Source organism: Marinobacter maroccanus (genome assembly GCF_002933275.1).
Taxonomy (GTDB): domain Bacteria; phylum Pseudomonadota; class Gammaproteobacteria; order Pseudomonadales; family Oleiphilaceae; genus Marinobacter; species Marinobacter maroccanus.
Map to the genome: position 1 here is coordinate 226639 of NZ_PSSX01000002.1, position 25542 is coordinate 252180.

The 25542-nt window shown below is 55.9% G+C and carries 31 protein-coding genes and 2 pseudogenes; 25 read left to right on the top strand and 8 right to left on the bottom strand.

The features are described 5' to 3' along the window. The first annotated feature begins 7 nt into the window (after positions 1 to 7). Positions 8 to 1024 (top strand): Fe(3+) ABC transporter substrate-binding protein, encoded by a 1017-nt coding sequence (locus tag KEHDKFFH_RS03595; protein ID WP_104320652.1) that lies wholly within the window; start codon positions 8 to 10, stop codon positions 1022 to 1024. A 156-nt stretch (positions 1025 to 1180) separates the two neighbouring features. After that, positions 1181 to 2869 carry an ABC transporter permease gene (locus tag KEHDKFFH_RS03600; RefSeq protein WP_104320653.1) on the top strand — a complete coding sequence of 563 codons (1689 nt, stop codon included), beginning with the start codon at positions 1181 to 1183 and terminating at the stop codon, positions 2867 to 2869. 5 nt (positions 2870 to 2874) lie between these two features. On the opposite strand, the gene KEHDKFFH_RS03605 is transcribed toward KEHDKFFH_RS03600, so the two are convergent. After that, positions 2875 to 3360, bottom strand: coding sequence for a thioesterase domain-containing protein (locus KEHDKFFH_RS03605; RefSeq protein ID WP_104320654.1), 486 nt, complete (start codon positions 3358 to 3360; stop codon positions 2875 to 2877). Positions 3361 to 3492: 132 nt separating this feature from the next. Continuing rightward, positions 3493 to 5160: an AMP-binding protein gene (locus KEHDKFFH_RS03610; RefSeq protein ID WP_104320655.1), complete on the bottom strand. Its 1668-nt coding sequence runs from the start codon at positions 5158 to 5160 to the stop codon at positions 3493 to 3495. Between the two features lie 242 nt (positions 5161 to 5402). Between KEHDKFFH_RS03610 and KEHDKFFH_RS03615 the strand changes: the two genes are divergently transcribed. The 3 genes from KEHDKFFH_RS03615 to KEHDKFFH_RS03625 all read left to right on the top strand — a co-directional run bounded on the left by KEHDKFFH_RS03615 (position 5403) and on the right by KEHDKFFH_RS03625 (position 8151). Further along, positions 5403 to 6377 carry an ABC transporter substrate-binding protein gene (locus KEHDKFFH_RS03615; protein WP_104320656.1) on the top strand — a complete coding sequence of 325 codons (975 nt, stop codon included), beginning with the start codon at positions 5403 to 5405 and terminating at the stop codon, positions 6375 to 6377. Between the two features lie 67 nt (positions 6378 to 6444). After that, entirely contained in the window at positions 6445 to 7347 is a 903-nt protein-coding gene (locus KEHDKFFH_RS03620; RefSeq protein ID WP_104320657.1) for an ABC transporter permease, read from the top strand. Positions 7348 to 7356: 9 nt separating this feature from the next. Continuing rightward, complete coding sequence (locus KEHDKFFH_RS03625; protein WP_104320658.1) at positions 7357 to 8151, top strand: ABC transporter ATP-binding protein; 795 nt, start codon at positions 7357 to 7359, stop codon at positions 8149 to 8151. Between the two features lie 58 nt (positions 8152 to 8209). Here the strand turns inward: KEHDKFFH_RS03625 and KEHDKFFH_RS03630 are convergent, their stop codons facing one another. After that, a complete protein-coding gene (locus KEHDKFFH_RS03630; RefSeq protein WP_104320659.1) occupies positions 8210 to 9019 on the bottom strand; it encodes a DUF6160 family protein in 810 nt (269 codons plus the stop codon). Positions 9020 to 9467: 448 nt separating this feature from the next. On the opposite strand from KEHDKFFH_RS03630, the gene KEHDKFFH_RS03635 reads away from it, so the two are divergent. The 6 genes and pseudogenes from KEHDKFFH_RS03635 to KEHDKFFH_RS03660 all read left to right on the top strand — a co-directional run bounded on the left by KEHDKFFH_RS03635 (position 9468) and on the right by KEHDKFFH_RS03660 (position 14465). Beyond that, a complete protein-coding gene (locus KEHDKFFH_RS03635; RefSeq protein WP_104320660.1) occupies positions 9468 to 11606 on the top strand; it encodes an adenosylcobalamin-dependent ribonucleoside-diphosphate reductase in 2139 nt (712 codons plus the stop codon). 27 nt (positions 11607 to 11633) lie between these two features. Then, positions 11634 to 12329 carry a TSCPD domain-containing protein gene (locus tag KEHDKFFH_RS03640; RefSeq protein WP_104320661.1) on the top strand — a complete coding sequence of 232 codons (696 nt, stop codon included), beginning with the start codon at positions 11634 to 11636 and terminating at the stop codon, positions 12327 to 12329. A 379-nt stretch (positions 12330 to 12708) separates the two neighbouring features. Continuing rightward, positions 12709 to 12804, top strand: a pseudogene (locus KEHDKFFH_RS03645) (type II toxin-antitoxin system RelE/ParE family toxin); the annotation flags it as partial. A gap of 10 nt (positions 12805 to 12814) precedes the next feature. After that, positions 12815 to 13129, top strand: a complete 315-nt coding sequence (locus KEHDKFFH_RS03650) for a HigA family addiction module antitoxin (RefSeq protein ID WP_104320662.1) — start codon at positions 12815 to 12817, stop codon at positions 13127 to 13129. Positions 13130 to 13344: 215 nt separating this feature from the next. Continuing rightward, positions 13345 to 14088: pseudogene (locus KEHDKFFH_RS20340) on the top strand (DUF899 family protein). Between the two features lie 89 nt (positions 14089 to 14177). Beyond that, entirely contained in the window at positions 14178 to 14465 is a 288-nt protein-coding gene (locus tag KEHDKFFH_RS03660) for a DUF1330 domain-containing protein (protein ID WP_104320663.1), read from the top strand. 74 nt (positions 14466 to 14539) lie between these two features. On the opposite strand, the gene KEHDKFFH_RS20565 is transcribed toward KEHDKFFH_RS03660, so the two are convergent. Continuing rightward, on the bottom strand, positions 14540 to 14701 hold the full coding sequence (locus KEHDKFFH_RS20565; protein WP_104320664.1) for a CCGSCS motif protein: 162 nt from the start codon (positions 14699 to 14701) through the stop codon (positions 14540 to 14542). A gap of 187 nt (positions 14702 to 14888) precedes the next feature. Between KEHDKFFH_RS20565 and KEHDKFFH_RS03670 the strand changes: the two genes are divergently transcribed. The 6 genes from KEHDKFFH_RS03670 (at position 14889) to KEHDKFFH_RS03695 (ending at position 17866) form a co-directional block, all read left to right on the top strand. Then, the gene (locus KEHDKFFH_RS03670) at positions 14889 to 15368 is read left to right on the top strand and encodes an acyl-CoA thioesterase (protein WP_104320665.1); all 480 of its coding nucleotides are present in this window, start codon (positions 14889 to 14891) and stop codon (positions 15366 to 15368) included. Positions 15369 to 15607: 239 nt separating this feature from the next. Next, positions 15608 to 16105, top strand: coding sequence for a hypothetical protein (locus KEHDKFFH_RS03675; RefSeq protein ID WP_104320666.1), 498 nt, complete (start codon positions 15608 to 15610; stop codon positions 16103 to 16105). 81 nt (positions 16106 to 16186) lie between these two features. Beyond that, positions 16187 to 16585, top strand: a complete 399-nt coding sequence (locus KEHDKFFH_RS03680) for a GFA family protein (protein WP_104320667.1) — start codon at positions 16187 to 16189, stop codon at positions 16583 to 16585. 49 nt (positions 16586 to 16634) lie between these two features. Then, a complete protein-coding gene (locus KEHDKFFH_RS03685) occupies positions 16635 to 16961 on the top strand; it encodes a DUF2834 domain-containing protein (protein WP_104320668.1) in 327 nt (108 codons plus the stop codon). Between the two features lie 97 nt (positions 16962 to 17058). Continuing rightward, on the top strand, positions 17059 to 17325 hold the full coding sequence (locus tag KEHDKFFH_RS03690) for a DksA/TraR family C4-type zinc finger protein (protein ID WP_104320669.1): 267 nt from the start codon (positions 17059 to 17061) through the stop codon (positions 17323 to 17325). Between the two features lie 85 nt (positions 17326 to 17410). Further along, positions 17411 to 17866, top strand: a complete 456-nt coding sequence (locus KEHDKFFH_RS03695) for a methyltransferase family protein (protein WP_104320670.1) — start codon at positions 17411 to 17413, stop codon at positions 17864 to 17866. Positions 17867 to 17921: 55 nt separating this feature from the next. On the opposite strand, the gene KEHDKFFH_RS03700 is transcribed toward KEHDKFFH_RS03695, so the two are convergent. After that, positions 17922 to 18815: a LysR family transcriptional regulator gene (locus KEHDKFFH_RS03700; RefSeq protein WP_104320671.1), complete on the bottom strand. Its 894-nt coding sequence runs from the start codon at positions 18813 to 18815 to the stop codon at positions 17922 to 17924. An 89-nt stretch (positions 18816 to 18904) separates the two neighbouring features. Here KEHDKFFH_RS03700 and KEHDKFFH_RS03705 point away from each other — a divergent pair, with 89 nt between their 5' ends. The 8 genes from KEHDKFFH_RS03705 to KEHDKFFH_RS03740 all read left to right on the top strand — a co-directional run bounded on the left by KEHDKFFH_RS03705 (position 18905) and on the right by KEHDKFFH_RS03740 (position 23328). Continuing rightward, entirely contained in the window at positions 18905 to 19654 is a 750-nt protein-coding gene (locus KEHDKFFH_RS03705; RefSeq protein WP_104320672.1) for an NAD(P)H-dependent oxidoreductase, read from the top strand. 67 nt (positions 19655 to 19721) lie between these two features. Further along, positions 19722 to 20150, top strand: a complete 429-nt coding sequence (locus tag KEHDKFFH_RS03710; RefSeq protein WP_104320673.1) for a GFA family protein — start codon at positions 19722 to 19724, stop codon at positions 20148 to 20150. 73 nt (positions 20151 to 20223) lie between these two features. Continuing rightward, positions 20224 to 20790, top strand: a complete 567-nt coding sequence (locus KEHDKFFH_RS03715) for a hypothetical protein (protein ID WP_146084190.1) — start codon at positions 20224 to 20226, stop codon at positions 20788 to 20790. 52 nt (positions 20791 to 20842) lie between these two features. After that, positions 20843 to 21160, top strand: coding sequence for an antibiotic biosynthesis monooxygenase family protein (locus tag KEHDKFFH_RS03720; protein WP_104320675.1), 318 nt, complete (start codon positions 20843 to 20845; stop codon positions 21158 to 21160). A gap of 20 nt (positions 21161 to 21180) precedes the next feature. Further along, positions 21181 to 21513 carry a YnfA family protein gene (locus tag KEHDKFFH_RS03725; protein WP_104320676.1) on the top strand — a complete coding sequence of 111 codons (333 nt, stop codon included), beginning with the start codon at positions 21181 to 21183 and terminating at the stop codon, positions 21511 to 21513. A gap of 123 nt (positions 21514 to 21636) precedes the next feature. Beyond that, positions 21637 to 22056, top strand: a complete 420-nt coding sequence (locus KEHDKFFH_RS03730) for a DUF4399 domain-containing protein (RefSeq protein WP_422385683.1) — start codon at positions 21637 to 21639, stop codon at positions 22054 to 22056. A 113-nt stretch (positions 22057 to 22169) separates the two neighbouring features. Next, positions 22170 to 22916: an SDR family oxidoreductase gene (locus tag KEHDKFFH_RS03735; RefSeq protein ID WP_104320678.1), complete on the top strand. Its 747-nt coding sequence runs from the start codon at positions 22170 to 22172 to the stop codon at positions 22914 to 22916. A gap of 19 nt (positions 22917 to 22935) precedes the next feature. Then, positions 22936 to 23328, top strand: coding sequence for a hypothetical protein (locus tag KEHDKFFH_RS03740; RefSeq protein WP_104320679.1), 393 nt, complete (start codon positions 22936 to 22938; stop codon positions 23326 to 23328). 109 nt (positions 23329 to 23437) lie between these two features. Here the strand turns inward: KEHDKFFH_RS03740 and KEHDKFFH_RS03745 are convergent, their stop codons facing one another. Genes KEHDKFFH_RS03745 through KEHDKFFH_RS03755 form a run of 3 tightly spaced genes read right to left on the bottom strand, consistent with a single transcriptional unit; the run spans position 23438 to position 25475 of the window. Continuing rightward, complete coding sequence (locus tag KEHDKFFH_RS03745; RefSeq protein WP_014576841.1) at positions 23438 to 24160, bottom strand: amino acid ABC transporter ATP-binding protein; 723 nt, start codon at positions 24158 to 24160, stop codon at positions 23438 to 23440. Then, positions 24157 to 24810 (bottom strand): amino acid ABC transporter permease, encoded by a 654-nt coding sequence (locus KEHDKFFH_RS03750; protein ID WP_008169529.1) that lies wholly within the window; start codon positions 24808 to 24810, stop codon positions 24157 to 24159. The genes KEHDKFFH_RS03745 and KEHDKFFH_RS03750 overlap by 4 nt, the downstream gene beginning before the upstream one ends. Then, positions 24810 to 25475, bottom strand: coding sequence for an amino acid ABC transporter permease (locus KEHDKFFH_RS03755; RefSeq protein ID WP_008169533.1), 666 nt, complete (start codon positions 25473 to 25475; stop codon positions 24810 to 24812). The genes KEHDKFFH_RS03750 and KEHDKFFH_RS03755 overlap by 1 nt, the downstream gene beginning before the upstream one ends. Positions 25476 to 25542: the final 67 nt, after the last annotated feature.

Genomic DNA, 25542 nt, shown 5'->3' on the forward strand with positions numbered 1-25542 from the left:
TGGGACTATGCGAATGAAACTGGCTGCCACCGCAGCAATCGCCCTTACCGCCATGCCCATGGCCGCCTCCGCAGACGGCGAGGTCAACATCTACTCCTACCGTCAGGCATACCTGCTTGAGCCCCTGCTGAACGCTTTCGAGCAGGAAACCGGCATCAAGAGCAACGTTGTATTCGCCAAACAGGGCCTTGCAGAGCGCCTGGAGCGTGAAGGCCGCAACAGCCCGGCCGATGTGGTGATGACCGTTGATATTTCTCGCCTTAACGAGCTGGTAGAACGTGATCTGGTGCAGGGCGTGGACAACGACACCCTGGCAGAGAACATTCCGGAAAACCTTCGCCACCCAGACGGAAAATGGTTTGCACTGACCACCCGCGGCCGGCTGATCTTTGCCTCTAAGGAGCGTGTCGAGGAAGGCGAGATCACCACCTACGAGCAACTGGCGGATGACAAGTGGGACAACCGGATCTGCACTCGCAGCGGCAAGCATCCGTACAACATTGCCCTGTTCTCCTCCATGATCGCCCACCACGGTGAAGCCGAGACCGAGAAGTGGCTGGAAGGCCTGAAAGACAACCTGGCCCGCAAGCCCCAGGGAGGCGACCGTGACCAGATCAAAGCCATTGCCGAGGGCGTCTGCGACATCTCCATCGGTAACAGCTACTACTACGGCAACATGCTGCAGGATGAGAACCAGCGTCCGATCGCCGAGCAGGTTCGCCTTGTGTTCCCGAATGCCGAAGGCCGGGGAACCCACGTAAACATCAGCGGCATCTCCCTGACCAAGAGCGCGCCGAACCGCGAGAACGCCATCAAACTGATGGAATTCCTGTCCTCGCCGGAAGCCCAGCGCATCTATGCCGAAGCAAACACCGAATACCCGGCAAACCCGAACGTACAGCCCTCCGGGCTGGTTGCCGAGTGGGGTGAAATCAACCCGGACGACCTTTCGCTGCAGGAAATTGCCAACAACCGCAATGCCGCAGTCAAGCTGGTTGACCGCGTCGATTACGACGGCGAGTAATCGCAAGTGGTGAGGGTGGTTTCGCCGCCCTCACCCGCGATTCGGCGGGCAACTGCCCAATCCGTGGGTGAAGCCAGTCATTGCAGGCATCAGGCCAGGTGACTACAATCTGCAACCTTCAATCGGACAGACCCCACATCCAGACACAGGAACACTATGAGCGAGGCCGCAACCAGCGTTAACCCCGGGCTACCCCAGCCCCTGCTGGCAAAGCGTACCTCTCCAAGATGGATGATCAGCGCACTGCTGACCACCGCCATCGTAGCCCTCCCTGTTCTTTCCGTTATTTTCCTGGCGTTTTTTCCCGAAGAAAATATCTGGCCACACCTGATCGACACCACGCTTCCCCGTTACCTGACAACGACTCTCAAGCTGATGATTGGGGTGGGCGCCCTTACTCTGGTGATAGGCCTGGCTTCCGCCTGGGCAGTCACCATGTGTGAGTTTCCGGGCCGCAAATTCTTTGAGTGGGCCATGCTGCTGCCTTTCGCAGTACCGGCCTACGTTATTGCCTATGTATACACCAGCCTATTGGACTACGCAGGGCCGGTCCAGGGCGCACTGAGGGACCTGTTCGGCTGGAACAGTGCCGCCGATTACTGGTTCCCGGAAATCCGCAGCCTTGAAGGCGCTACCCTGATGATCGGGCTGGTCCTTTATCCCTACGTTTACCTGCTGGCCAGGGCAGCCTTTCTGGAACAGTCCCCGTCTCTGTTCGCCGTCAGCCGCAGTCTCGGCCACTCCGCTCTGAGCACGTTCTTCAAGGTGGTTCTGCCCATCGCCCGCCCGGCGGTTGCCGTGGGTCTCTCGCTGGTGCTGATGGAAACCCTGAACGATTTCGGCACCGTGGATTTCTTCGCGGTTCAGACCCTCACCGCCGGCCTGTTTGATACCTGGATGAACCTGGGCAACCTTGGCGGCGCGGCCCAGATAGCCACCACCATGCTGATTTTCGTGGTCATCCTGGTAACCCTTGAGCGCTACTCGCGAAGACGCCAACAACAATTCGCAGCCCGGGATAACCGGGATCCGATCCAGCGCTTTACCATGTCATTCCCGCGCCAGATGATTTGCGTGGCCGTGTGCGCATTACCGGTGCTGTTCGGGTTTGTGATTCCCGGTGCCACGCTCGGCCTCTATGCCTGGGAATATTTTGGCGAAAGCTGGAACCCGGATTTTGTCCGCAACACCTTCAACAGCCTCTTCCTCTCGGGTACTGCGGCCCTCACCACTCTGCTGATCGGTATCACGCTCGCCTACAGCCGCCGCCTGCACAACACTCGCAAAATGCAGGTGCTTATGCGGCTGTCCAGTCTTGGCTACGCCATGCCCGGAGCGGTGCTGGCCGTGGGCGTGATTGTGCCACTGGCGGGTTTTGACAACTGGCTGGACAGCCTGATGCGGGATGTTTTCGGTATCAGCACCGGCCTGTTACTCAGTGGTTCGGCCTTCGCCCTGGTGTTTGCCTATACCGTGAGGTTCCTGGCGGTTTCCGCCGGTAGTGTGGAAAGCGCGTTGCAGAAAATCACCCCCAGCATGGACATGGCATCGCGGTCTCTTGGACACAGCCCGGGTAACACCCTGGTACGTGTTCACCTCCCCATGCTGAGGGGCACGCTGGTTACCGCAGCCCTGGTGGTGTTCGTGGATTGCATGAAGGAATTGCCGGCCACACTGATTCTCAGGCCGTTCAATTTCGAGACACTGGCCACCTACGTGTACCAGTTTGCGTCTGACGAGCGACTGTACCACAGCGCCCTGCCCGCCCTGATCATAGTGCTGGCAGGCATCATCCCGATCATCCTGATGAGCCGCTCCATTTCCAACAGCCGATCAATCGCCTGAGCGGATCAGAAAGTGACCCGGGATTTCACATCCTGAACCACGAATCGCCCCTGGAACACAGCCACAGGGTCGCCTTCCGGCATCGTGGTCGGCTCCCCACAGAAGACTTCAGCAGTCAGATCCAGCCGTCCCTTGCCGTGCCTCGCAAGGCTCTTGCGAAAACGTTCGGGAATCTCTTCACCTGGCAGCCGGCAGATCACGTAAAAATCCGATGTCACGGGCTCCAGATAGTCGATATTCCCGCTCTGCACCACGACATTCCCCCGGAGGCCGAGGTCCCAGAGCGCCAGCTCCGTCAGGCCCCAGGCCGCCGTTACCGCCGCCGAGTAAACACTACCTCCGAACCCGGTACCCTGGTGGTTACTGTTGGGCTCCAGCGGCGCACTGAGTAACAACGAATGGCCGTCCCAGGAATGCAATTGAATCCCCAGGGCCCGAGAAAGAGGAATCTCGTCCTGGATACGTTTCTGGAAAAGGGACAACTGGCTCATAACATCCTCCTGATATCCCTTCAGTTTAGGCCTGCTTCCCCCGTTTCCCTATGCGACTTACGTCGGTTTTTTCCACTACAAAAAAGGCCCGGCAAAGCCGGGCCAGAACATCTTCACCTGTAATCGAAAGCGTTACTGCCAGATAACTGGCTGACGCTGCGCATACCACTTGTCGACTTTCTCCTGGTATGCATCTTCAACCACGTTACGCTTGAGCTTCATCGTGGGCGTGAGGAAGCTGTTCTCGATCGACCATTCGTCGCTCACCACCGTGATAAATGCCAGCTGTTCGTGGGGGTCCACGGTCTTGTTCACATCGGCAATCAGCTTTTTGAAGCTATCTTCGATTTCCTTCCGGAACGCTTCATCCGCCATTTTCGGCCGGGATTCCTCGGCCAGCATCACCAGGGCGTGGGGCTGGGTCTGATTGGCACCGGAGACGCACACCATCTCGATAGCATCGTGGGACATCAGGCGGTTCTCGATGGGTGCAGGCGCGATATACTTGCCCTTGCTGGTCTTGAAGATTTCCTTGATGCGGCCGGTGATTTTTAGGCGGCCCATCTCATCAATCTCACCCTTGTCACCGGTCTTCAGGAAGCCATCCTCGGTAAAGGTCTCCCGGGTTTTCTCCTCATCCTTATAGTAGCCCATCATGGTGGCCGGGCTCTTGATCTGGATCTCACCCTCCGGGCTGATACGGGTTTCAACCCCCGGCGCGGATTCACCGACGTAACCGGTTCTTGATCGCCCTGGCTTGCTCATGTGGGAATAGGCAAAGTTCTCAGACATGCCATAGCCTTCGAGCAACTCGAGGCCAAGGTTGCGGTACCAGTCCAGAACGTCGCTCGCCAAGGGGGCCGAGCCACTGCCAGCCAGCTTGACCTTGTCCAGCCCGAGACCCTTGAGGATCTTCTTCTTGATCAGTTTGTTGACCACCGGAATCTTCAGCAGGCGGTCCAGCTTCTTCTTCGGCAGCTTCTGGAGCACACCGTGCTGGAATTTCACCCACAGGCGCGGTACCGAGAGGAACAGGGTTGGCTGGGCCCGTCGCAAATCTTCCACGAAAGTATCCAGAGACTCCGCAAAGAACAGGTGGAAGCCCGCATAGAGCGACGCCAGCTCAACAAAAGTACGCTCGAATACGTGAGCCAACGGCAGGTACGACAGCATGCGCTCTTCCGAGCCCACACCCAACACTTCCATGCCACCCTCGGCTGCATAGGCCATGTTGCCAAAACTCAGCATCACGCCCTTGGGCTTGCCGGTGCTGCCGGAGGTGTAAACGATGGTGGCCAGTTCGTCGGCATCGCGCTGAACGTTTTCTTCCAGGGGCGGATACTTGGCAACAATATCATCCCAGGTTTCGAAATCATTGGGCGGGCTCAGCGGGAAGGATATGCAACGCACGGATTCCGGCACGCCGGGTTTCATCATGTCCCAGTCGTCCAGCTTGCCGACAAACACCACCTCACACTCGGCGTGGTTGAGAATGTAACTGACGGTGTCGGCGTTGAGAGTGGGATACAGCGGAACGGAGATGTGGCCGGCCATCCAGATGGCCCAGTCGGTCATGATCCAGTGGGCGCAGTTTTTGGAAATCAGGCCTATGCGGCTCTTTTCGGGGAGGTTGAGGGACTTCAGGTAAGACGCCATACGCCTTGCCTCATCCACCGCCCGGCCCCAGGTATATTCCACCGTTTTGCCGTCCCCGATGGGCTGGGTCATATAGAGGGAGTTCGGCTTGGCTTTCTCCCAGTGATAGACCATATCCAGGGGAAGCTTATTTGTTGTGTCCATGGACCTTCCTTGCAGTTCGTTATTCGAATTATGGATGACTTATTATTAGACTTTCGTAGGGTATTTCAACATAGTATGAGTCGTCAAAACGTGACACAAGCAAAATAATTTCCAACTACACCTATTTTCCACACCCCTGCTCTTCCGAGCCAAGATCCCTACCCCTCAAACCCATTGCCTGTGGTAAACTTCCGCCCCTTCAGACTTGCAACATACCAGTTAACCTACCCGGAGATGGGCATATGGCCAAGACAACCCTGCGCACCCTGTTCGGTGCCACACTGCTGGCGCTGGCAACCCTCGTTCAGGCACAGGAACCCCGCGTTGTAGCCATCACACAGATTGTGGAGCACCCGGCACTGGACGCCGTCTACCAGGGCATTAAAGACGAACTTGCCGAGCGCGGCTTCAAAGAAGGCGACAACCTGAAAGTCATGCACGAAAGTGCCCAGGGCAATTCCGCCATCGCCTCCCAGATCGCCCGCAAATTTGTTGGCGAAAGCCCCGACGTGATCGTGGCAATTGCCACGCCTTCGGCCCAGACCGTTGCCGCAGCAGCCCGCAATACGCCGGTCATTTTCTCCGCTGTTACCGACCCGCTTGGTGCCAAGCTGGTTAGCAACCTGGAAGCACCGGGCGCCAACATCACTGGTGTGAGCGACATGCTTCCCATCGACAAACACTTGGATATGCTCCAGCGCGTGATGCCCGATGCCAAACGCATTGGCACCGTCTACAATCCGGGCGAAGCGAACGCCGTATCCCTGGTGGAACTGCTGGAAGAACGCCTCGCCGCCCGCGGTCTTGAACTGGTAAAAGGTGCCGCCACCAAAACCTCTGAAGTCCTTGGTGCCGCCCGTTCCCTGGTTGGTAAAGCAGATGCCATTTACCTGACCACTGATAACACTGTGATCAGTGCTGCTGAAGCTGTTATCTCTGTTGGCGAGCGCGCCGGCATTCCGGTATTCGCCGCCGACACCGCCACCGTTGAACGTGGTGCTGTCGCTGCACTGGGCTTCGACTACTACGACCATGGCCGCCAGACCGGCGTGATGGTTGCCCGGGTACTCAATGGCGAGAAGCCCGGTGACATGGCCGTTGAGACTATGGAAAAGCTGGACCTTTTCGTGAACCCGGCTGCCGCAGAGCGAATGGGTATCACCTTGTCCGATGACGTCATCGCGGACGCCGAGCAGGTTATCGACAGCGCCAAGTAATCTCCCTGAACCCCTACGGGCGGCCCTCACAAGGGGCTGCCCGTTTTATCATTGGTGATACCCGACCATGCTGAGTAACATCGCTCTTTATGGTGCCATCGAGACCGGCCTGATCTACGGCCTGGTCGCTTTCGGCATCTACCTCTCCTTCCGGGTGCTCGATTTCCCGGACCTAACCGTAGATGGCAGCTTTCCGCTCGGCGCTGCCGTCGCCGCTGTACTGATCATTGAAGGCTGGAACCCCTGGCTGGCCACCGGCTGCGCGGTAATGGCCGGCATGGCCGCTGGCGCGGTAACTGCCCTGCTGAATGTGAAACTCAAGATTCTGAACCTGCTGGCCTCGATCCTCACCATGATCGCGCTCTACTCGGTCAACCTGCGCATCATGGGCCGCCCCAACGTGGCTCTGCTGACGGAAGAAACCGTGCTGACCCCGTGGTACGACCTGGATCTGGCCTACCATCAGGTACCGGTACTTCTGTTCATCATTGTGGTCTTTGTTGCCCTAATACTTCTGTGGCGGTTTATGAAATCCGAGACCGGCCTGGCCATGCGAGCTACCGGCGCCAACGCCAGAATGGCCCGGGCCCAGGGCATCGCCACCGGCGCCATGATTGTGCTTGGCGTTGCCGTCTCTAACGGCCTGGTTGGTCTTGCCGGCGCACTGTTCGCCCAGAGCCAGGGCGCAGCAGACGTCACCATGGGCGTGGGCGTAATTGTGATTGGCCTTGCCTCCCTGATCGGCGGTGAAGCCGTGGTTACCCCCTCTTCCGTTTTGCGTGCCCTTATCGCCTGCGTGGTGGGCGCCATCATCTACCGACTGGCCATTGCCTTTGCCCTGAACGCCGATTTCCTGGGCCTGCAGGCCCAGGATCTGAACCTGATAACCGCGGTGCTGGTCACCCTGGCCATCGTTCTGCCCGGCGTGCGCACATCGATTGCCAACCGACTAACCCGCAACAAGGCCTGAGGAGGCGATATGATCAGTGCAACCGATCTCCGGCTCACCTTTGGCAAAGGCACACCGCTGGAAAACCCCGCACTCCGGGGCATGAGCCTGACCGTCAACCAGGGCGAGTTTGTTACCGTTATTGGCAGCAACGGCGCCGGAAAATCCACCTTCCTGAATGCCCTGGCCGGCGAAGTGCTGGTAGACAGTGGCCAGATCATTGTGGACAACCTGGACGTAACCAAACTGCCCACCCACAAACGGGCCGGCCGGGTTGCACGGGTATTCCAGGATCCGCTGGCCGGCACCTGCGAAGGCCTCACCATCGAGGAAAACCTCGCCCTGGCCATCAAGCGCGGCCAGCGCCGGGGCCTGACAAGCGCCGTTAAAAGACAGTACATGGAGAAGTTCAAGGACAGCCTTTCGTCCCTGAACCTGGGCCTGGAAAAACGTCTTGGCGACAAGATGGGCCTGCTGTCCGGCGGCCAGCGCCAGGCCGTGAGCCTGCTGATGGCAAGCCTTACACCCTCCAGCATCCTGCTGCTGGACGAACACACCGCCGCGCTGGACCCGAAAACCGCTGCGTTCGTGCTGGAACTCACCACCAAGATCATCGAGGAGCAGAAGCTCACCGCACTGATGGTGACCCACAGCATGAAGCAGGCGCTGGAAGTTGGCAGCCGCACAGTCATGCTGCACCAGGGTGAGGTGGTGTTTGATATCGAAGGCAAGGACCGCGAAGGCCTGGAAGTGAAAGATCTGCTCGGCTTGTTTGAAAAACAGCGCGGGTTGGAGGTGGACGACGACAGTCTGTTGCTGGGCTAACGCGCCGAAACAAAGAACGGGGCCATAATCGGCCCCGTTCTTTGTTGGCCAGAGGCCCTCAATGCCCGTAGATACGCATGGCGGTATTGGTAATCGCCAGGTTATCCAGTGCTACTGAGCCAATAGAGGTGCCGCCTATCAGGACACCGCCGATTCTCATATCGGCTTCAAATGTGTCCAGATCCACAGCAAGCACTTCTGTACCAGCCGCATTGGCCGCTTTGTAGATGTCCAAATCCACATTCGCGAACACCCTCAACGGTTGTGGCGCAGAAAGATCATAATCGGCGCCAGTCAGCTGAAGGTCACGAATTCCGAGAGCCAGGAACGGCACATCAAAATCCAGATCATCGATCGCGATATCCGTCAGCAGGTTCAGCTTATCGGTTGCGGTATCAATCCGGATGGTGCCGGAGCCGATAAGCATGTCCATATTGAAGTTATCAAGTATGGTCGTGCTGCCCCCAGTGCCAGTCAGGTTCCAGGCTCCTGTCCGCATCCGGAAGTCCACCGCGTTGAAGCTGATTGGCAGGAGGTTGATTATGGCATCGCCGTCCTGGGCAACATCAATGTTGATCCGGATGTTATCCAGCCGGTCAGTGGCTTGCCCGTTAAGGTTCAGGTTCATCTCTGAGAACATATCCGTCCGATTCGCACCGCCAACGAAAATATCGTTGATCTCAAGCGAACCCTCATCGGTATAGATGAAGCGATCAATGTTCAGTTTGGTTTCCAGCTCAATGGTCACACCGGCCTGGCCGGTGATCATGCCCATCGCCGAATCATCCAGCATCTGGATCTCGGCTACGGCTGCAGGTGGAACACCCGCAACGCAGAGCGCTAGCAAGCTAGGTTTCAGGCCTTTCATTGTTATTTCCTTGTTTTTAGTCTTTTCACATCCTGTGGGCCACTGCAGTTTTCGACACCACGTCCATACTTTAGCGACACGTTCAAACCGGGTACGTGCAGGGGTCACAAATCATGTGACTACCTGAACTTCCTAGGGCCTGATCAATTTTTAAACCACAACATGTAGTGGTTTTGAACCTTTAACCCCAAACCGCTGTTTTAGAAAAAATTTCCCGGATTCAAGCCGGTTTCGATTGATTTTCTTTGCCCCGAAGCGCCTATCAATAGTTGCGTTCTTATTCACAGAACACTATATCCTGTTATACTCATCTCAGATTCAGCCCATATATAGTGGTTAAAAAGAAAACAGGCCCAAGGCCAAACAGACGATTCTCAAGGGGTATGGCGCCGCCGGTACAAGGACTGGTGCCATCAAAAGAAGACATACCGGAAGACAGAGGGTGGAAATGAACGCTAAGGCACAGGCAGTGGTAACGACAATCCCGATGCAGGAAGCCTCGATCGACATCTGGCACAGCAAATACCAGCTGAAGACCAAGACCGGCGAGCCCGTAGACAAGGACATCAACGCAACCTACGAACGTGTTGCCAAAGCCCTTGCCGAGGTGGAAAACAAATCCGTGCGCACCCAGCACATGAAGAACTTCATCTGGGCCCTGCAGAACGGCGCCATTCCCGCCGGCCGGATTACCTCCAATGCCGGTGCCGAAGCGCACAAGCCGGCAACGTCCACCATCAACTGCACCGTTTCAGGCACCGTTCAGGACTCCATGAACGACATCCTGGAAAAGAACCACGAAGCCGGCCTTACCCTCAAGGCAGGTTGTGGTATCGGTTATGAGTTCTCCACCCTGCGTCCGAAAGGCGCGTACGTGGCCGGCGCCGGGGCAACCACCTCCGGCCCGCTGTCGTTCATGGATATCTTCGATCGCATGTGCTTCACCGTGTCCTCTGCCGGTGGCCGCCGTGGCGCCCAGATGGCCACCTTCGATGTGCACCATCCGGACGTGATCGACTTCATCCAGGCCAAGCGTGAAGACGGCCGCCTGCGCCAGTTCAACCTCTCGCTGCTGATCACCGAAGACTTCATTGAAGCCGTGCGCAACGACGCCGACTGGCACCTCTCCTTCCCCGTTACCCAGAAGGAAGTGGAAGACGAGAAGCTGGACCTGAGCGACGAGAGCCAGTTCGTATACCGTGATTTCCCGGAACAGAAAGGCTACGTGGTGAACGGTGAAGGCAAGGTTGCCTGCCGCATCTACCGCACCCTGAAAGCCCAGTTCATCTGGGACACCATCATGAGCAGCACCTACGACTACGCCGAGCCGGGTTTCATCCTGATCGACAAGGTCAACCAGATGAACAACAACTGGTTCTGCGAAGACATCCGCGCCACCAACCCCTGCGGCGAGCAGCCCCTGCCCCCGTACGGCAGCTGCCTGCTGGGTTCTGTAAACCTGACCATGTTCGTGGACTACCCGTTCACCGACAAGGCCAGCTTTAACTACGAGAAGTATCGCAAGGTTGTGGCCATCTTCACTCGCATGCTGGACAACGTGGTTGAGATCAACGGCCTGCCGCTGGCCGAGCAGCGCCACGAAATCACCTACAAGCGCCGCCACGGTATGGGCATCCTCGGCCTGGGTTCCACCCTCGCCATGCTGCGCATGCCCTACGGTTCTGAAGAATCTGTACAGTTCACAGAAGAAGTTGTGCGTGAAATGGCCGTTGAAGGCTGGCGCCAGTCCCTCGCCCTGGCCGAGGAAAAAGGCGTTGCGCCGATCATGGACGACGAGTTTGAAATTACCCCGAAAATGCTCACCAAGTGCCCGCAGCTGTCTGAAGACGGCTACAAACTGGGCGACAAGGTGAAAGGCCGCATCCTGCACGCCAAGTACAGCAAGTACATGCAGCAGATTGCCCAGGTGGAGCCGAAACTGGTGGAAGAGCTGGCCGAGAAAGGTGGCCGCTTCACCCACCACACGTCCATCGCGCCGACCGGCACCATCAGCCTGTCACTGGCCAACAACGCCAGTAACGGCATCGAGCCGAGCTTCTCGCACCACTACGCGCGTAACATCATCCGCGAAGGCCGGAAGACCAAAGAGAAAGTCGACGTATTTTCCTTCGAGCTGCTGGCATACCGTCACATGGTGAACCCGGGTGCCATGCCTTTCTCTGAAGAGGAAGACAAGAAGCTGCCGGCCTACTTCACCACCTCCGACGACGTAACACCGTCGCAGCACGTGGACATCCAGGCCGCCGCCCAGAAGTGGGTAGATTCCTCGATTTCCAAGACCGCGAACGTTCCCACAGACTTCGCCTATCAGGACTTCAAGGACATTTACCTCTACGCCTACGATAAAGGCCTGAAGGGTTGCACCACTTTCCGCTTCAACCCGGAAGCCTTCCAGGGCGTACTGGTTAAGGAAAAAGACCTCGAGAACACAATGTACGAGTTCACCCTGGACGATGGCAGCAAGGTCACCCTCAAGGGCAACGAGCAGGTAGAGTACGACGGCGAAATCCACAACGCCGCCAACCTGTTTGACGCGCTCAAAGAAGGCACCTACGGCAAGTACTGATCCGGGAACCGACACAGGACAACGAACATGACAGTTAAAATCAGCAACAAAATCGTCGGCTACCGCGTAAAGAAGGCCGACCCCGAAGCTACCGAACACCAGGCACCGGTGCACGCAGAAACCAAGCCCGTTCAGATGAACGAATACATCGAACGGCCGGACTTCCTGCTGGGCACCACCTACAAGATCAAGCCGCCGGTGGCTGAGCACGCGATGTACATCACCATCAACGACATCCTGCTCAACGAAGGCACCGACCACGAGAGCCGGCAGCCGTACGAAGTGTTCATCAACTCCAAGTCGATGGAGCACTTCCAGTGGGTTATCGCCCTCACCCGTGTTATCTCTGCGGTATTCCGCAAGGGTGGCGACGTAACCTTCCTGGTGGAAGAGCTGCGCAGCGTGTATGACCCCAATGGCGGCTACTTCAAGAAAGGCGGCGTGTTCATGCCGTCCCTGGTGGCTGAAATCGGCGCCGTGATCGAGAAGCACCTGAAGGCCATCGGCCTGCTGGAAAGCGAGGAGATGAGCGAAACCACCAAGCGCATCCTTGCAGAAAAGCGCGCCGAGTTCGAAGCCAGCCACAGCACGGCGACGAACGACGAAAAAGCCGACGACTACCCGCCCAACGCCACCATGTGCGGCAAGTGCAGCACCAAGGCGGTGATCGTGATGGACGGCTGTGCGACCTGCCTCTCCTGCGGCGATAGTAAGTGCGGTTGAGGTGATTGACTGCAATGAGTGACGAGAAGGCCTGGAGTGAAAGCTTCGGGCCTTTTTGTTTATGGGGAATTAATCGCTTTGATCGAAAAGTTGCTTAAACAGGGAAAAGCAGTCGTAGTGACCGTTTTTATAGAATAGCTTCAGATGACCCCTGGCCTCAGGAAATTGGTTTTTTGACTTTTTCTAAATTGAAAGATGCCAAGTCTGGAAGCATCCCCGTCCCAAAGTGGAACACAAAAAAACAGGAGTTGGTTTTTGGCACCTTTCAGCCGGGAACAGAGTTCAAGTACAACGTGGAAATTTCGTTTTATGCAGAATTTGATTCCAGTGAGGCTTCGGGCCTTCCAGTCATTGATACACTGCTTCGAATTGAAGTAGAGGTCAACACAGCATTCGAATCAACAAACAATTCCGGGTGTGCTTCCGCTGGACAAAGGCTGGTGCGGAAGATGTCGAAATTGTTGATTACCACTAGGAGGTAACTCATGCGCAACATTGATCCTGTAACGCCAGGCGAGTTACTGAAGGAGGAGTTTCTTGAACCGATGGGGATTTCTCAATACCGCTTGGCCAAAGAAATTGGCGTGCCTGCTCAGAGAATAGGTCAGATTATCGCTGGAAAGCGTTCGATAACCGCAGACACCGACCTTCGACTTTGTCGCTTTTTTGGTTTGTCCAATGGCTATTGGTTGCGAGCTCAGGCAGCCTACGACACTGAGATTGCGGAAGATGCCCTTGAGGATCAGTTGAAGAATATTCGCCCGTGGAGTGCTGTATCCGAAATCGGACACGGGGCATAACCAGCGGCTGCCGCACAGCGACCGATTTACCGCCGCTTCGCGGCTCCAAAATTGGCGCAAAGCTTCGCGTTAACTGTCCGGAATTACCCACGAACAGCAGACACCTTCTATAGTTAAGCAAGCCCCGCACAGCGCATCTTCACAATGCCTGTCGATTTATAAGCGCGCTGACCGACAAGAAAGTACCACATCCAAATTTGAACAGGAGGTACGTCATGCAAGACTCAGCAACTCCCAGAATCGTTCGCCGTGATGAATGGGAACGGGCTCGCGCTGAACTGCTGATCCACGAAAAGGCCCACACAAAAGCCGGCGATAAACTGGCTGCGGCTCGCAGACGTCTCCCGATGACGCGAATGGAGCCGGTCATGGTCGTGGGTCCGGATGGCGCGGTTGCCCTGCTTGATGTTTTTGAAGGGCGGCGCATGTTGATCGTGTATCACTTCATGTGGAACCCGGGCGCGCCTCACGAAAAGCAGTGTGAAGGCTGTACGCACACTCAGGTCGCGATGAACTCGGCCGTCCGCGCGTACCTGGCAGAACGTGACGTCAGCTACGCCGTGTTCAGCAACGGTCCATGGGAGGAGATTGCGGCCTAGCGGGACTTCCTGGGATGGACAACGCCATGGTACTCGACTACCGATTCGTCAGACTTGCTGGCGACCCGGGACGGCGGCGACCTGCGCTGTTACCTGCGGGACGACGATCAGGTATTCCAAACCTACGAAACGACGCAGCGAGGAATCGAAGCCATGATGCCCACTCTGCAGTTGCTCGATCTCACATCTTACGGCCGGCAGGAAACCTGGGAGGAATCGCCCGACGGGTGGCCGCAGCGGGACCAGGCCGGCTCATGGAGGCAGCGCGACGGCCGGCCAGTGGCGCAGTGGACACGTACCGATGAGGAGGTCGAGTCAGGTACCGGTTGCTGCTCTCAAAACCGGGAAACTGGCATCTAACCCAGAGGGGCCCTCCCGGAATCAACAGGCAATAGTGATATTTTTGATTACGCCAGCGGCCACCCTGGATCCTCGATTGGAGAACACTAATGACAGCCTACGTTATTGGCAATATCACTGTGAAAGACCCGAACAAATGGGCGGAGTACCGCAGCCTGGTGCCGGAAACGCTGGTGCCTTGGGGCGCGGAACTGGTGCTTCGGGGCACACAGGCGAAGGTTCTGAGTGGCCAATACCCTCACACCGATACGGTGGTTATCCGCTTTCCGGATGCGGATTCCGTCGCCGGCTGGCACAACTCCCCTGCCTATCAGGCCTTGGTACAGTTACGCACTCAGGCGGCGGATGTGGATCTGGTGACTTTCGAGGCCGATTAAAACCACGGCAGCTTATCAGATTTGTTCGGTTTTGAGAGATCGCAACTCATTCATAGGACCGGGGCTAGATCGGGTTACGAGCAAGAACCACAGCAGGCCCCGCCACCATGACCGCTCTTCTTCGGAGTCTCTTGCTGACTGGCTTCAGCCTGCTCCTTTGGATCGACCTCTTGCGCGCTGGTAGACTCAGTTTCTTTATCTTCTTTCTTAAAGATGCTCAGGAATGACAGTGCCATTGGAGTGCCTCAATTGTTGCCATTTAACCTTCATTTGGTATGAATCTTATTGTACTGCGGTGCTTGGGTCAAACACTATTAATCCGCATCACCGTGAAAGGCCCGGACAAATGGGGAGATTAATAAGAACTGCTACCTGTCAGCACCCTGGCGCCTATACTGGATAGCAAACCACCAGAGAAGCGCCATGGAAAACAATTCAACAAGCCTGAGCATGACCGTCCTGATGACGCCGGACAAAGCCAATTTCTCCGGCAATGTGCACGGTGGCACCCTGCTGAAGTACCTGGATGAAGTAGCCTATGCCTGCGCCAGCCGTTACGCGGGGACCTATGTCGTTACCCTGTCTGTCGACCAGGTGATGTTCCTCCAACCCATCCAGATTGGCGAACTGGTCACCTTTCTGGCCAGTGTTAACTACACCGGCCGTACCTCCATGGAGATCGGTATCAAGGTGGTTACCGAGAACATCCGGAACAAGTTGGTTCGCCATAGCAATAGCTGCTTTTTTACCATGGTGGCGGTTGATGACAACGGTAAAGCCGTCGCAGTGCCGCAGCTGGTTCCGAGCACCGATGATCAGATACGGCGATTTGCCAACGGTAAGGAGCGCCGCGCCATTCGTGCCGAACTGGAGGAACGCTACAGGGCGCTGCATAAAAAATGAGATCGGCGCGAATAACCGTGGCAGATCTATTTTCCCAATCGAAACGTGACGAGGTCGTATTAGATTTTCTCGCTCCCGCAATGATCATTTGCTAACGTGCAAAGCGTCCAGGAGGACGTAATCTCTCAGTAAACAAAAGGAATTGGATCATGGATCACAGTGACCGTGAGTATGTCTCCGCTGCCATCAACTTTTTCTGGGGCGATGGCACTAGGCGATGGCACTAAAGGGAATTTGAGATGTTCAAGATTGGATTGGTCGCTGTTGCTTTAAGTTTATCCGTTGCTGTTCATGCCGGTAACCGAATCGAGCTTGTGTACTCGGACTTGAGATTCAGCATTCCGGCAGGCTTTGCCGCTGTTGGCGATATTGGCGACAGCCAGAACATGTTGATTTTCCGATACGGCGATGAGCACGGTAAACGATTCCTGGCCTTCGCAGACATGACTCACGATGAAACGGTGGAATACGGCTGCCCAGCGGGCACTTTCTTCGAGGCTGTTTTCTTTGAAATAGCCGCAGCCGATTGTGACCAGACGTTGATCGAGACCATGCATGAGAATTTTGTCAGTGACCGAAAGGTCGCCACCTGGACGCAGGATTCCTATTCACTCGCCTACTCCGACCACGGGAACAAAGCCTTCCTGTTTGTGATCGGCAAAGATGCAAAGCTGCTCAAGATTGATTCCGATTTTCTTGATGGTGAATCCCTGAAGCGCATCGCTGAAGACATGTAATTCCAGGAAAATGAACGCTAGGCTTCGACTCGCAGACCAGAGTCTCCGTTAAGCTTCGGAGGATCAACAGGAGATGACCCAATGACCCAAACAGGAAGCTGTCTCTGCGGCGGCATCAAGTACGAAATCCATGGTCCCCTCACAGATGTTCTGAACTGCCACTGCACCATGTGCCGAAAGCTGCACGCGTCAGCATTTCGAACCCGCGCAAAGGTAAAGTCAGCAGACTGGCACATGGTGAAAGGACAAGAGCTTATCAAGTTCTACGAGTCGTCCCCCGGCGAACACAAGGCCTTTTGTTCCAACTGCGGCTCCAGTCTGTACACGAGATTTGATGCCCAGCCGGATGTGCTCGGGTTCCCGATCGGCACCCTAGATACTGATCCGGGCGTGAAGCCGGAGCGGCACGTTTACGTCGGTAACAAGGCGCCGTGGTTTGAGATCACAGACGACTTACCCCAATACAAGGAAAATCCCTGAGGTTGAATCTAACAGGCTCCATTTTGGAAACACCTACTCAAGGACGATTATGAAACTATCCCCCCTCCCCCTTATCGTATTTTGCCTGTTCATGGGCTTCACTTTCTGGGTAATGGCTGGAACTGAGCAATCGCTCCTGGCCTTTGGTGCCGAGCTGATGTCCAGCCCGGATACCGCCCAAGTGGTAATTGATCTCTATATCCTTGCTGCCCTGGCTTGTGTCTGGATGTACCAGGACGCCAAAAAGCGTGGCAAAGGATTGGGATACCTGATTCCGTTTTTTATCCTGACGGCGGTGTTTGTGTCTGCAGGGCCGTTGCTATATCTGGTTCTTCGAGGCGGGCGCGAGCCTGAAACCGAGCCCGCCAGGCTCTGATCTTCCCATCAGCAGACTCGGCGCTGGGCATCTTTGAGCGCCCGCGCTCCAATGATACTGTTTAGTGGTATCAATGATGTAGATGCGGGAGACGCCCATGGCAGGCGGATGGTCACGTGATGGTGCAGTTCAGGAACAGATTGACGCCAGCGTTGAAGACGAGATCCAGCGCGCTCGCAGCCAGTTAGCCGGAGGCGAAAGCGCGGAAGAATGTGACGAGTGCGGTGCTCCAATTCCAGAGGCACGGCGAAAGGCCATTCCCGGTGTTCGGCTGTGCATTGACTGCCAGGCGGCCTATGAAAAGGAGCACCCTCACTCAGGCGGCATCAATCGCAGAGGCAGTAAAGACAGTCAGCTCCGATAGCCCGATAATGTCGGTGCAACTGACATTCGGGAGGTGGCGCCCCGCCACTGCCTGATTCGAGTGATTTTTCTGAGAGAAACCGAACATGCTGGAAAAGCGCATTCCACCGGTCGCGCTGGTGGTGATTGTAGGGTTGCTGATGTGGCTCATCGCAGAGGCAGGCCCGCGGGTTGAGGTTGGCGACACGCTACGTTTGGGGGTAGCAACCGCCCTGTTTCTGCTGGGCGCCCTGTTTGCACTCGCCGGGGTACTGGCTTTCCGGTCCTCGAAGACAACCGTAGACCCCCGCAAGCCGGAAGCCAGTTCTGCCTTGGTCAACTTCGGCGTTTACCGCTTCTCCCGCAATCCAATGTATGTGGGGTTCGGGTTATGGCTGCTGGCCTGGGGCGCTTTCCTGGCGTCCGCCTGGGCTCTGATCGGCGTGATCGTCTTTGTGTTGTATATGAACCGGTTCCAGATTGCACCGGAGGAACGTGCCCTTCGGGAGTTATTTGGTGAGGAGTTCCGGGAGTACGAGCGACGGGTGCGCCGTTGGCTCTAGATCTCTTTGGAACGCCATGACAAAGTCTCAAGAGTACGAGCCTTCTTACTTCGGATCATTTCTCGGAATCCAGCACTTGCCTTAGTCCCTCACCGATAACCTGCGTAAACTCCCGGATTCGTTTCACGCGTTTCAGATCTGGATGGGTGAGAATCCACAGAGGCATATCCAGTTCCGCAATGGGATCAGTCAGCCGGCAGAGCAAAGAATCGGACTCCCCCAAGTAGTCCGGAAGCACGGCCACTGCGTCACCAGATCGACTGGCACTTTGCATTCCCAGCATCGAGTCGACACGGTAACTGCAGAATTCATTCAACCCGTTCCGGGCCATCCAGGTTTCCAGGGCCCGATTGCCCATATGCGTATCCGGGCCAATCCACTGGTACCCGGTTAAGGTGTCCAGAGGGGCCGGCCGGTTCTGCCAATGATGCCGTTGCCCATAGACGCTCTGCCGGATTACTCCGACCTTCCGCCCAACCAGGGTTTCCGGGGGATTCCCGGTGGGGCGAATGGCGACGTCTGCTTCCCGTTTGCTCAGGCTGTGCACCTGATTCGAGATGACAACTTCCAGTTTGATATCGGGGTAGTCCCCACGAAACTTTTCGAACGATGTAGCCAGCAAACCCGCAAACAAGGTGTCGGTTGTGGTGACCCGGATGGTCCCGGAGAGCTTGAGGTCCTTTCCTGCAAGCCGTCGCTCAACGCCAGTGATATCCTCCTGTACCCTTCTCGCGACAGCGAAAAGATCCTCTCCGGCAGCGCTTGGCGTGTATCCAGTGCGTGATCGCTCAAAAAGCACCACGCCCAGCTGATTTTCCAGATTGGTGAGCCGGCGGAAGACTGTCGCATGGCTGATTCCCAGCTGCCTGCCAGCTCCTGAGAGCGTTCCCGTGTCGGCAATAGCCGACACAATCTGCAGATCATCCCACCGTATTTGCTGTTCATTCATGCAAATTGAATTCGCGCATATTGAGAATTTATGTGTACCAAAGAACAGCTTAGGCTATCGCCAGATGAATGCAAAAGGAGTGATGGGCTATGAACGTGCTGATTGTCTTCGCTCACCCCGAGCGCAAATCGTTTAATGGCGGGCTGGTTGATGTGGCGATAGAGTCCCTTCAGGCTGTTGGACACACAGTGGAACTCAATGACCTTTACCAGGAAGAGTTTGATCCGGTTGAACGAGCGGGCCACTACCGCGAGCGGGTTGATGACACCTATTTCGCCCCGTTGAGCGAGCAGCGGGCTCATTATGAACGAGGCATACTGACTCCTGAGGTTCAGAGGGAAATCAGCCGTCTGGAGTGGGCCGACCTCGTGATCTTCCAGTTTCCGTTGTGGTGGCACGCGCAACCGGCAATCCTCAAGGGTTGGTTCGATCGGGTTCTGGTATACGGAGGGCTCTATTCCGGGAGCCGACGTTACGACCGGGGACACTTCCGGGGCAAAAAAGCCATGTTGTCGGTAACCACCGGGTCTCCGGAGCAGGCTTTCATGCCCTTCGGCCGCGCTGGCAATATGGTGGAATGGCTATGGCCGATGCATTCCTCGCTGTATTACGTAGGGTTTGATGTTCTGCCGCCCCAGGTTAGCTATGGCATTCAGGGAGGGGGCATTCGTTACGAGGACGAGTCCAGGTTCAGGGAACAGCTGGAACAGAAGAAAACCCTATGGGCGGAGCGGCTACCCGGACTATTCGATGAAACACCCATCCCTTTTACAGGCTGGGAAGACTGGGACGAGGACGGTATGCTTCAACAGACTCATCCTATGCGGTGGCGCCTTTAAAAAATAGAGCATTTTTCAAAGAGCTCCATAGCCTCAACTGCGGAATGAATGCGACAAGGAATTAACAATGAAAGGCGAGTGCCTTTGCGGCGGAGTGAAATTCAAGATTGAGGGCAATATTCCCAACCTCTACCAATGCCACTGTTCCCTCTGCCGGAAGGTAACGGGATCATCGGCGAATGCGGCAACTTTTGTGAAGCAGGAGGACCTTCGCTGGCTGTCTGGTCAGGACAAAATCTCTTCTTTCCAGAAGCCAACAGGCTATCGCAGTGATTTCTGCTCGGTCTGCGGTAGCCCAGTACCAAACCAACTGAGGGGCATAGAAGTTATTTGGGTTCCCGCTGGACTTTTGGAGGAATCATTTGAAGCGGCTGTGAACGTGCATCTCCACATGAGCTCAGCTGCATCCTGGGAACATGATTCCGGGGAATGCATCCGCCTTGAGGCGGGGCCAGAAAGCCTCGCGGCTCTGAAGAACGCCATCAACCGAACATGAGGCGTGAAACGACTGGCCAAATAACGGGTAGAAATCTTTTTTCTTGAAAGTCGAAGAGGGGTTGGCGTTGAAAATGAGACAGGTCGCTCCAATCGCAATGTTCCTGTTCTGTGCGGGCTGTGCCTCCACAGAAGTCGCGGAAGAAGACACTGGATTCGCAGAATCACCCGGTCTGGAAGGCTTTATTGGCTGTTACCGGAACTGCAGCGATCCTTCGGACGGCTCAGCGCCTGTATGTTTGACCTCCATCATCTGGCCCGACGAGTTTACGGCTGCAACGCCACCCCAGGCGGTTTATATTCAGAAAGGCGATGGCAAGAGTCTGGTCGCATCTGCAATATCGGATGGTGTTCTACTAAAGCAGTCCCGATTTCGGGAAGGCGAAGATTTCGAGTTCAAGGCGGGGCGAATTGAGCTGAAGCGGGACTACGTTGCCTCCGGCGCCCGGGAGCCTGGTAATCCATTCATTGGCATGGTCACCAGCAAGACGGTGCTCGGGCTGGATGACTCGGGTCAGGGCCGCGTCAGCCGTTCGACAGCCTTCGCCGGCACTGGTTTCCTGATAATACCCGTTGCCGGGAAAACATCGAACACACAGAAAATTGAACGGGCGCCCATAGATCTGTGTGAACGCAGCTAGCCTGAAAGTACTGGGCGCACTTATTAACAGACCCAATAGACCGGAGGCAGATATGTCAGAGATCGCCAACACGCCCGAACCGCCCTACTACGCTGTGATTTTCAGCAACCACCGAACTGAGGGCGATAATGGCTATGCAGAAATGGCCGCGCGGATGGTAGAGCTTGCGCAATCCCAGCCGGGCTTTCTGGGCATGGAATCCGTTCGCGAGGATCTGGGCATCACTGTCTCCTACTGGGAAAGCCAGGAGGCCATTGCCAACTGGAAGAAAAACGCAGAGCATCGGGAAGCCCAGCGTCTGGGTCATCAAAAATGGTATTCGAGCTTTCGTGTGCGCGTTGCGAAAGTAGAACGTGAATACGGTATTTAATTTCCGAAAGGACAATCCCATTGCCCGAACTGAAAACCGTCGGTCTGTTTCTCGTCACCGCCCTGGCTGAAATCGTTGGCTGTTACCTGCCCTATCTTTGGCTTCGTGAGGGCAAGACCATCTGGCTTCTGGTCCCAGGTGCTCTGAGCCTCGTGGCATTTGCCTGGTTACTCTCCCTGCATCCAACCGCAGCCGGGCGGGTTTATGCGGCCTATGGTGGCGTATACATCTTCATGGCCATTCTCTGGCTCTGGGCAGTTGATGGTATCCGGCCAACCCTATGGGACATGGTTGGTTCCGGCGTTGCGTTGCTCGGCATGGCCATCATCATGTTTGCGCCTCGAAGCGCATAGAAGGCGCGGTGGTGCGCAACGGAGTACAGCCCCGGCGGATCACCAAGGCAGGACCAACAGCATTTGATTTCCTCAACTATACTCACCTGTGGCAAACACCAGGGAGGTAATGAAATGAACAGGATTGCAGTTACCCTATCTTTAGCTCTGTTGACCGCGCCAGTTGCCGCATTCGCAGAGAGCATGATGTCTGAGGCGCCGGCCAACGCTGGCGTGTATTTCGTGCAACCAACTGACGGCGCAACCGTCGACCAGACCTTCAAAGTCGTCTTTGGTCTGCGGAACATGGGCGTGGCACCTGCTGGCGTGGAAAAAGCAGGCACCGGGCACCACCACCTGCTGATCGATACCGACGTACCGTCCGATCTGAGCAAATCTCTCCCGGCAACGGATCAAATCAAGCACTTTGGCGGTGGACAAACCGAAACCGAGATCACGCTATCGCCGGGTAAACACACGCTGCAGCTTTTGGTGGGTGACCACATGCACGTGCCGCATAATCCGCCCGTGGTCTCTGAGAAGATCACAGTGATGGTGGAGTAACGTTCTACCCTGAACGGAATGGCCAGTGCAGAGTTGCATTTCAGTCAATCCCCTCGGCGTTCGATCATGGTACTGTGAGCGCAAATAACCCGAACGAATCCAGGGGATAGCTGATGCGAAAAAACATTCTGATTACCGGTGCCAGCACCGGTCTCGGGGAAGGCATGGCTCGCGAATGGGCGGCCAAAGGCTGTAATCTGGCGCTCTGCGCGCGCCGGGCAGACAAGCTGGAAGCTCTCCAGCGGGAATTGCAGCAGGCCCATCCGGATATCCGGGTACTGGTTCGTGGCCTTGATGTCTGCGATTACGATCAGGTGTTCGAAGTATTCCGTGGCTTCCGGGATGAGCTGGGCAGTCTTGATCGGGTGGTGGTTAACGCGGGTATTGGAAGTTCGCAGCCCATCGGCCGTGGGCACTTTGCTGCCAACCGACACACCGCCGAGACCAACTTCATCGCCGCTATTGCCCAGAGCGAGGCGGCCATGGAGATCTTCCGCGAGCAGAACAGCGGTCATCTGGTGTTGATGTCATCAGTTAGTGGCGTTCGCGGTTTCCGTGGGCCTCTTAACGTATATGCTGCCACCAAGGCTGCCGTGGCCTCTTTGGCGGAGGGTCTGCAACTCGATACCAAGGGTAAGCCGATCAACGTCAGCAACATTATGCCCGGCTACATTCTCACGGATATAAACCGGGATACCAAAAACGCGCCCTTCCGGGTGGATCTGGAAACCGGCGTGAAGGCTCTGGTGAAAGCCATCGAATCCGAGAAGCGCCGCGCCTATGTTCCCTGGTGGCCCTGGACACCCCTGAGTTACGTGTTGAAGTCCCTACCCTTCGGGATCTTCGCGAGAGCCATGTAACCAGCCTGAGATCCACTTGATGATCAAATCCATCGCCTTGGCCACACTGCTTATCCTGTTGTTGGCCTTTCTGGGTTTCCAGTACTACATCACGTCAGTGCCCGACCTGGCAGAGCCCATTTCTGTTGAGGAAACCCGTTTTATCGAGCGGGACAACTCGCTCCTGGTAACTCTGCGGGGCAATAACGGCCGCCACTTTACCGTGGGCCTACGGGGATACATTGAGAACGAGCCTGAAGAAACCGCCCTGTTCTTTATCAGCAATCCGGATTTAGTTCCCTATGTGTACTGGCCAGGGCTTCGCAGCAACGATGAGAAACGGGTGCTGGAACTACTAGAGGATTTAGTCGAAAAAGAGGTGCAGGATGGGGAGATATCGCGCATCTACGAGGTTCTGAAGAACCGGAACTGACACTTTCAGTTTTGAGCCAGGAGGATTCACCCGCCTCTTGGGGCTGAAAAATGGCTGGGGAAGCGGGTCCAAAAACTCCCCCAACCAGCGCCACGCCTGTGGCGACTTTCTAGCGCACTTTTGAAAGGAACTTCTGGGTGAGCGGGTTTTGCGGATCGGTAATCACTTGGCGTGCTTCACCGATCTCTGCAATCACACCCTCGTGGAAGTAAGCCACCCGGTCAGAGACATCCCGTGCGAATCCCATTTCGTGGGTCACACAGATCATGGTCATCCCCTCTTCTGCCAACAGGCGCAGGGTATCCAGAACCTCGCCGACCAGCTCCGGGTCGAGCGCGGAGGTCACCTCGTCAAGCAGCATGTAGTCGGGCTTCATGGCCAGAGCACGGGCAATCGCCAGGCGCTGCTGCTGGCCGCCGGACATTTTGGTGGGATAGACGTCGAACTTGTCACCGAGGCCGACATGCTCCAACTCTTTCTTGGCAATTTCAATTGCCTCTTCCTTGCTCATTTTCTTGACGATTCTGGGCGCCAGGGCGGCGTTCTCCAGCACAGTCATATGAGGAAAGGAATTCCATTGCTGAAAGACCATGCCCAGTTTCTGGCGCAGCTTGTCCTTATTGGTCTCTTTGGCATGGACATCCACATCATCAACGAGAATCTTGCCCTTGTTGATGGGCTCAATGGCATTGATGCAATACAGGAGAGTCGACTTGCCACTGCCGGAGCCCCCGATAACGCTCACGACCTCGCCTTTCTTTACATCCAGGCTCACGCCTTTCAGTACTTCAAGATCGCCGAAGGATTTATGGACATTCTGTACGCTGATCATATTGCCATTTTCCTCTCAACATACCGGCCGTAGTGGGACAGCGGGTACGAAATAATGAAGTAAAAGATACCAACACCGATCAGGATCTCGAGCGGTTGCTGGGTTCTTGAAATCAGTTGCTCCGACGTGCGCAGCAATTCCATGTAACCGATGACCGAGACCAGGGCCGAGTCCTTGATGACACTGAGTGCGACACCCAGCCACGAAGGGAACACAGCACGCAAACCAATCGGTAACCGAATGTGGTAGATGGTTTGCCATTTGGTCATACCCAGTGAGCGCGCTGCCGTCTGCATTGAGGGACTGACGCTTTCAAAGCCACTGCGGAATACCTCGCTCATGAAGGCCATGGTATACAGCGAAAGCACAATGGAGCCCGCAACAAACGGCGCCAATGGATTTCCCATCGCGCCGACAAAGGTGGAGAACAGAATAAGCTGGATGATCAGGGGAACACTTCTCAGCACGTCGAGCACGCTACCGAAAAGGACATTGACGGCCTTGTTGCTCTCGGCACGGAGAAAGCCGACGATCAATCCCAGAATAGTGCCCACCACGATGGCGACAACGGAGATGATGATGGTATTCCAGACACCGGTCAGGATCAGACCGCTATCGCTCCAGGACAGGGGTGTGAATAAAGAATTCATCAGATTTCCCCCTTGAAGAGTCTACGAGCAAGCAGTGATGACCCAAACAACACGAGTTTGGTGATGACGAAGTACATCACGGCCGCCACAATGAAGAACTCCAGCGTTCTGAACGACAGTGACTGCAAACGCTGAGTCGTGCCAGAAAGCTCGCTCATACCCACGAGAATGCCCAGAGAGCTCATCAGGATGGACCAGACGAACTGGTTGGTCATCGGGTGGTAGATGCGTCTCAGCATCTGCGGAAGAATGATGTATCGATACGTCTGGATACTGGTCATGCCCAGGGACTTGGAAGCGCTGTACTGGGTGCTCGGAATCGACTGGAAACCACCCCGAAACGTCTCCGTCAGGTAGCCCGCGTTGATGAAGACCAGTGCGCTCAATACCGCCACGTAGGGGCTGAGGTGGATACCAAATGCTCCAAGGCCAAAATAGGCCATGTAGATCTGGAACAGGGCCGGCGTATTCCGGGCGATCTCGACCCAGACCGTAGCAACCTGGCTGAAGAACTTCGTGTTATTCATTTTGGCGATCGCCAACAGTATTGCGATCACAACGCCCAGAAGCATCGCCAGAACGGATACGTGCAGGGTAACGAAGGCACCGTTCAGCAGCTGGGGCATGTTCTGGAACACAACGTTCCAGTGAAATTCGTAGTCCATACCTTGGCCATTTTATGAATGGTAGGAAACTCGACCATAACCCGGTAAGAAGGGCCTTGATCAGAAT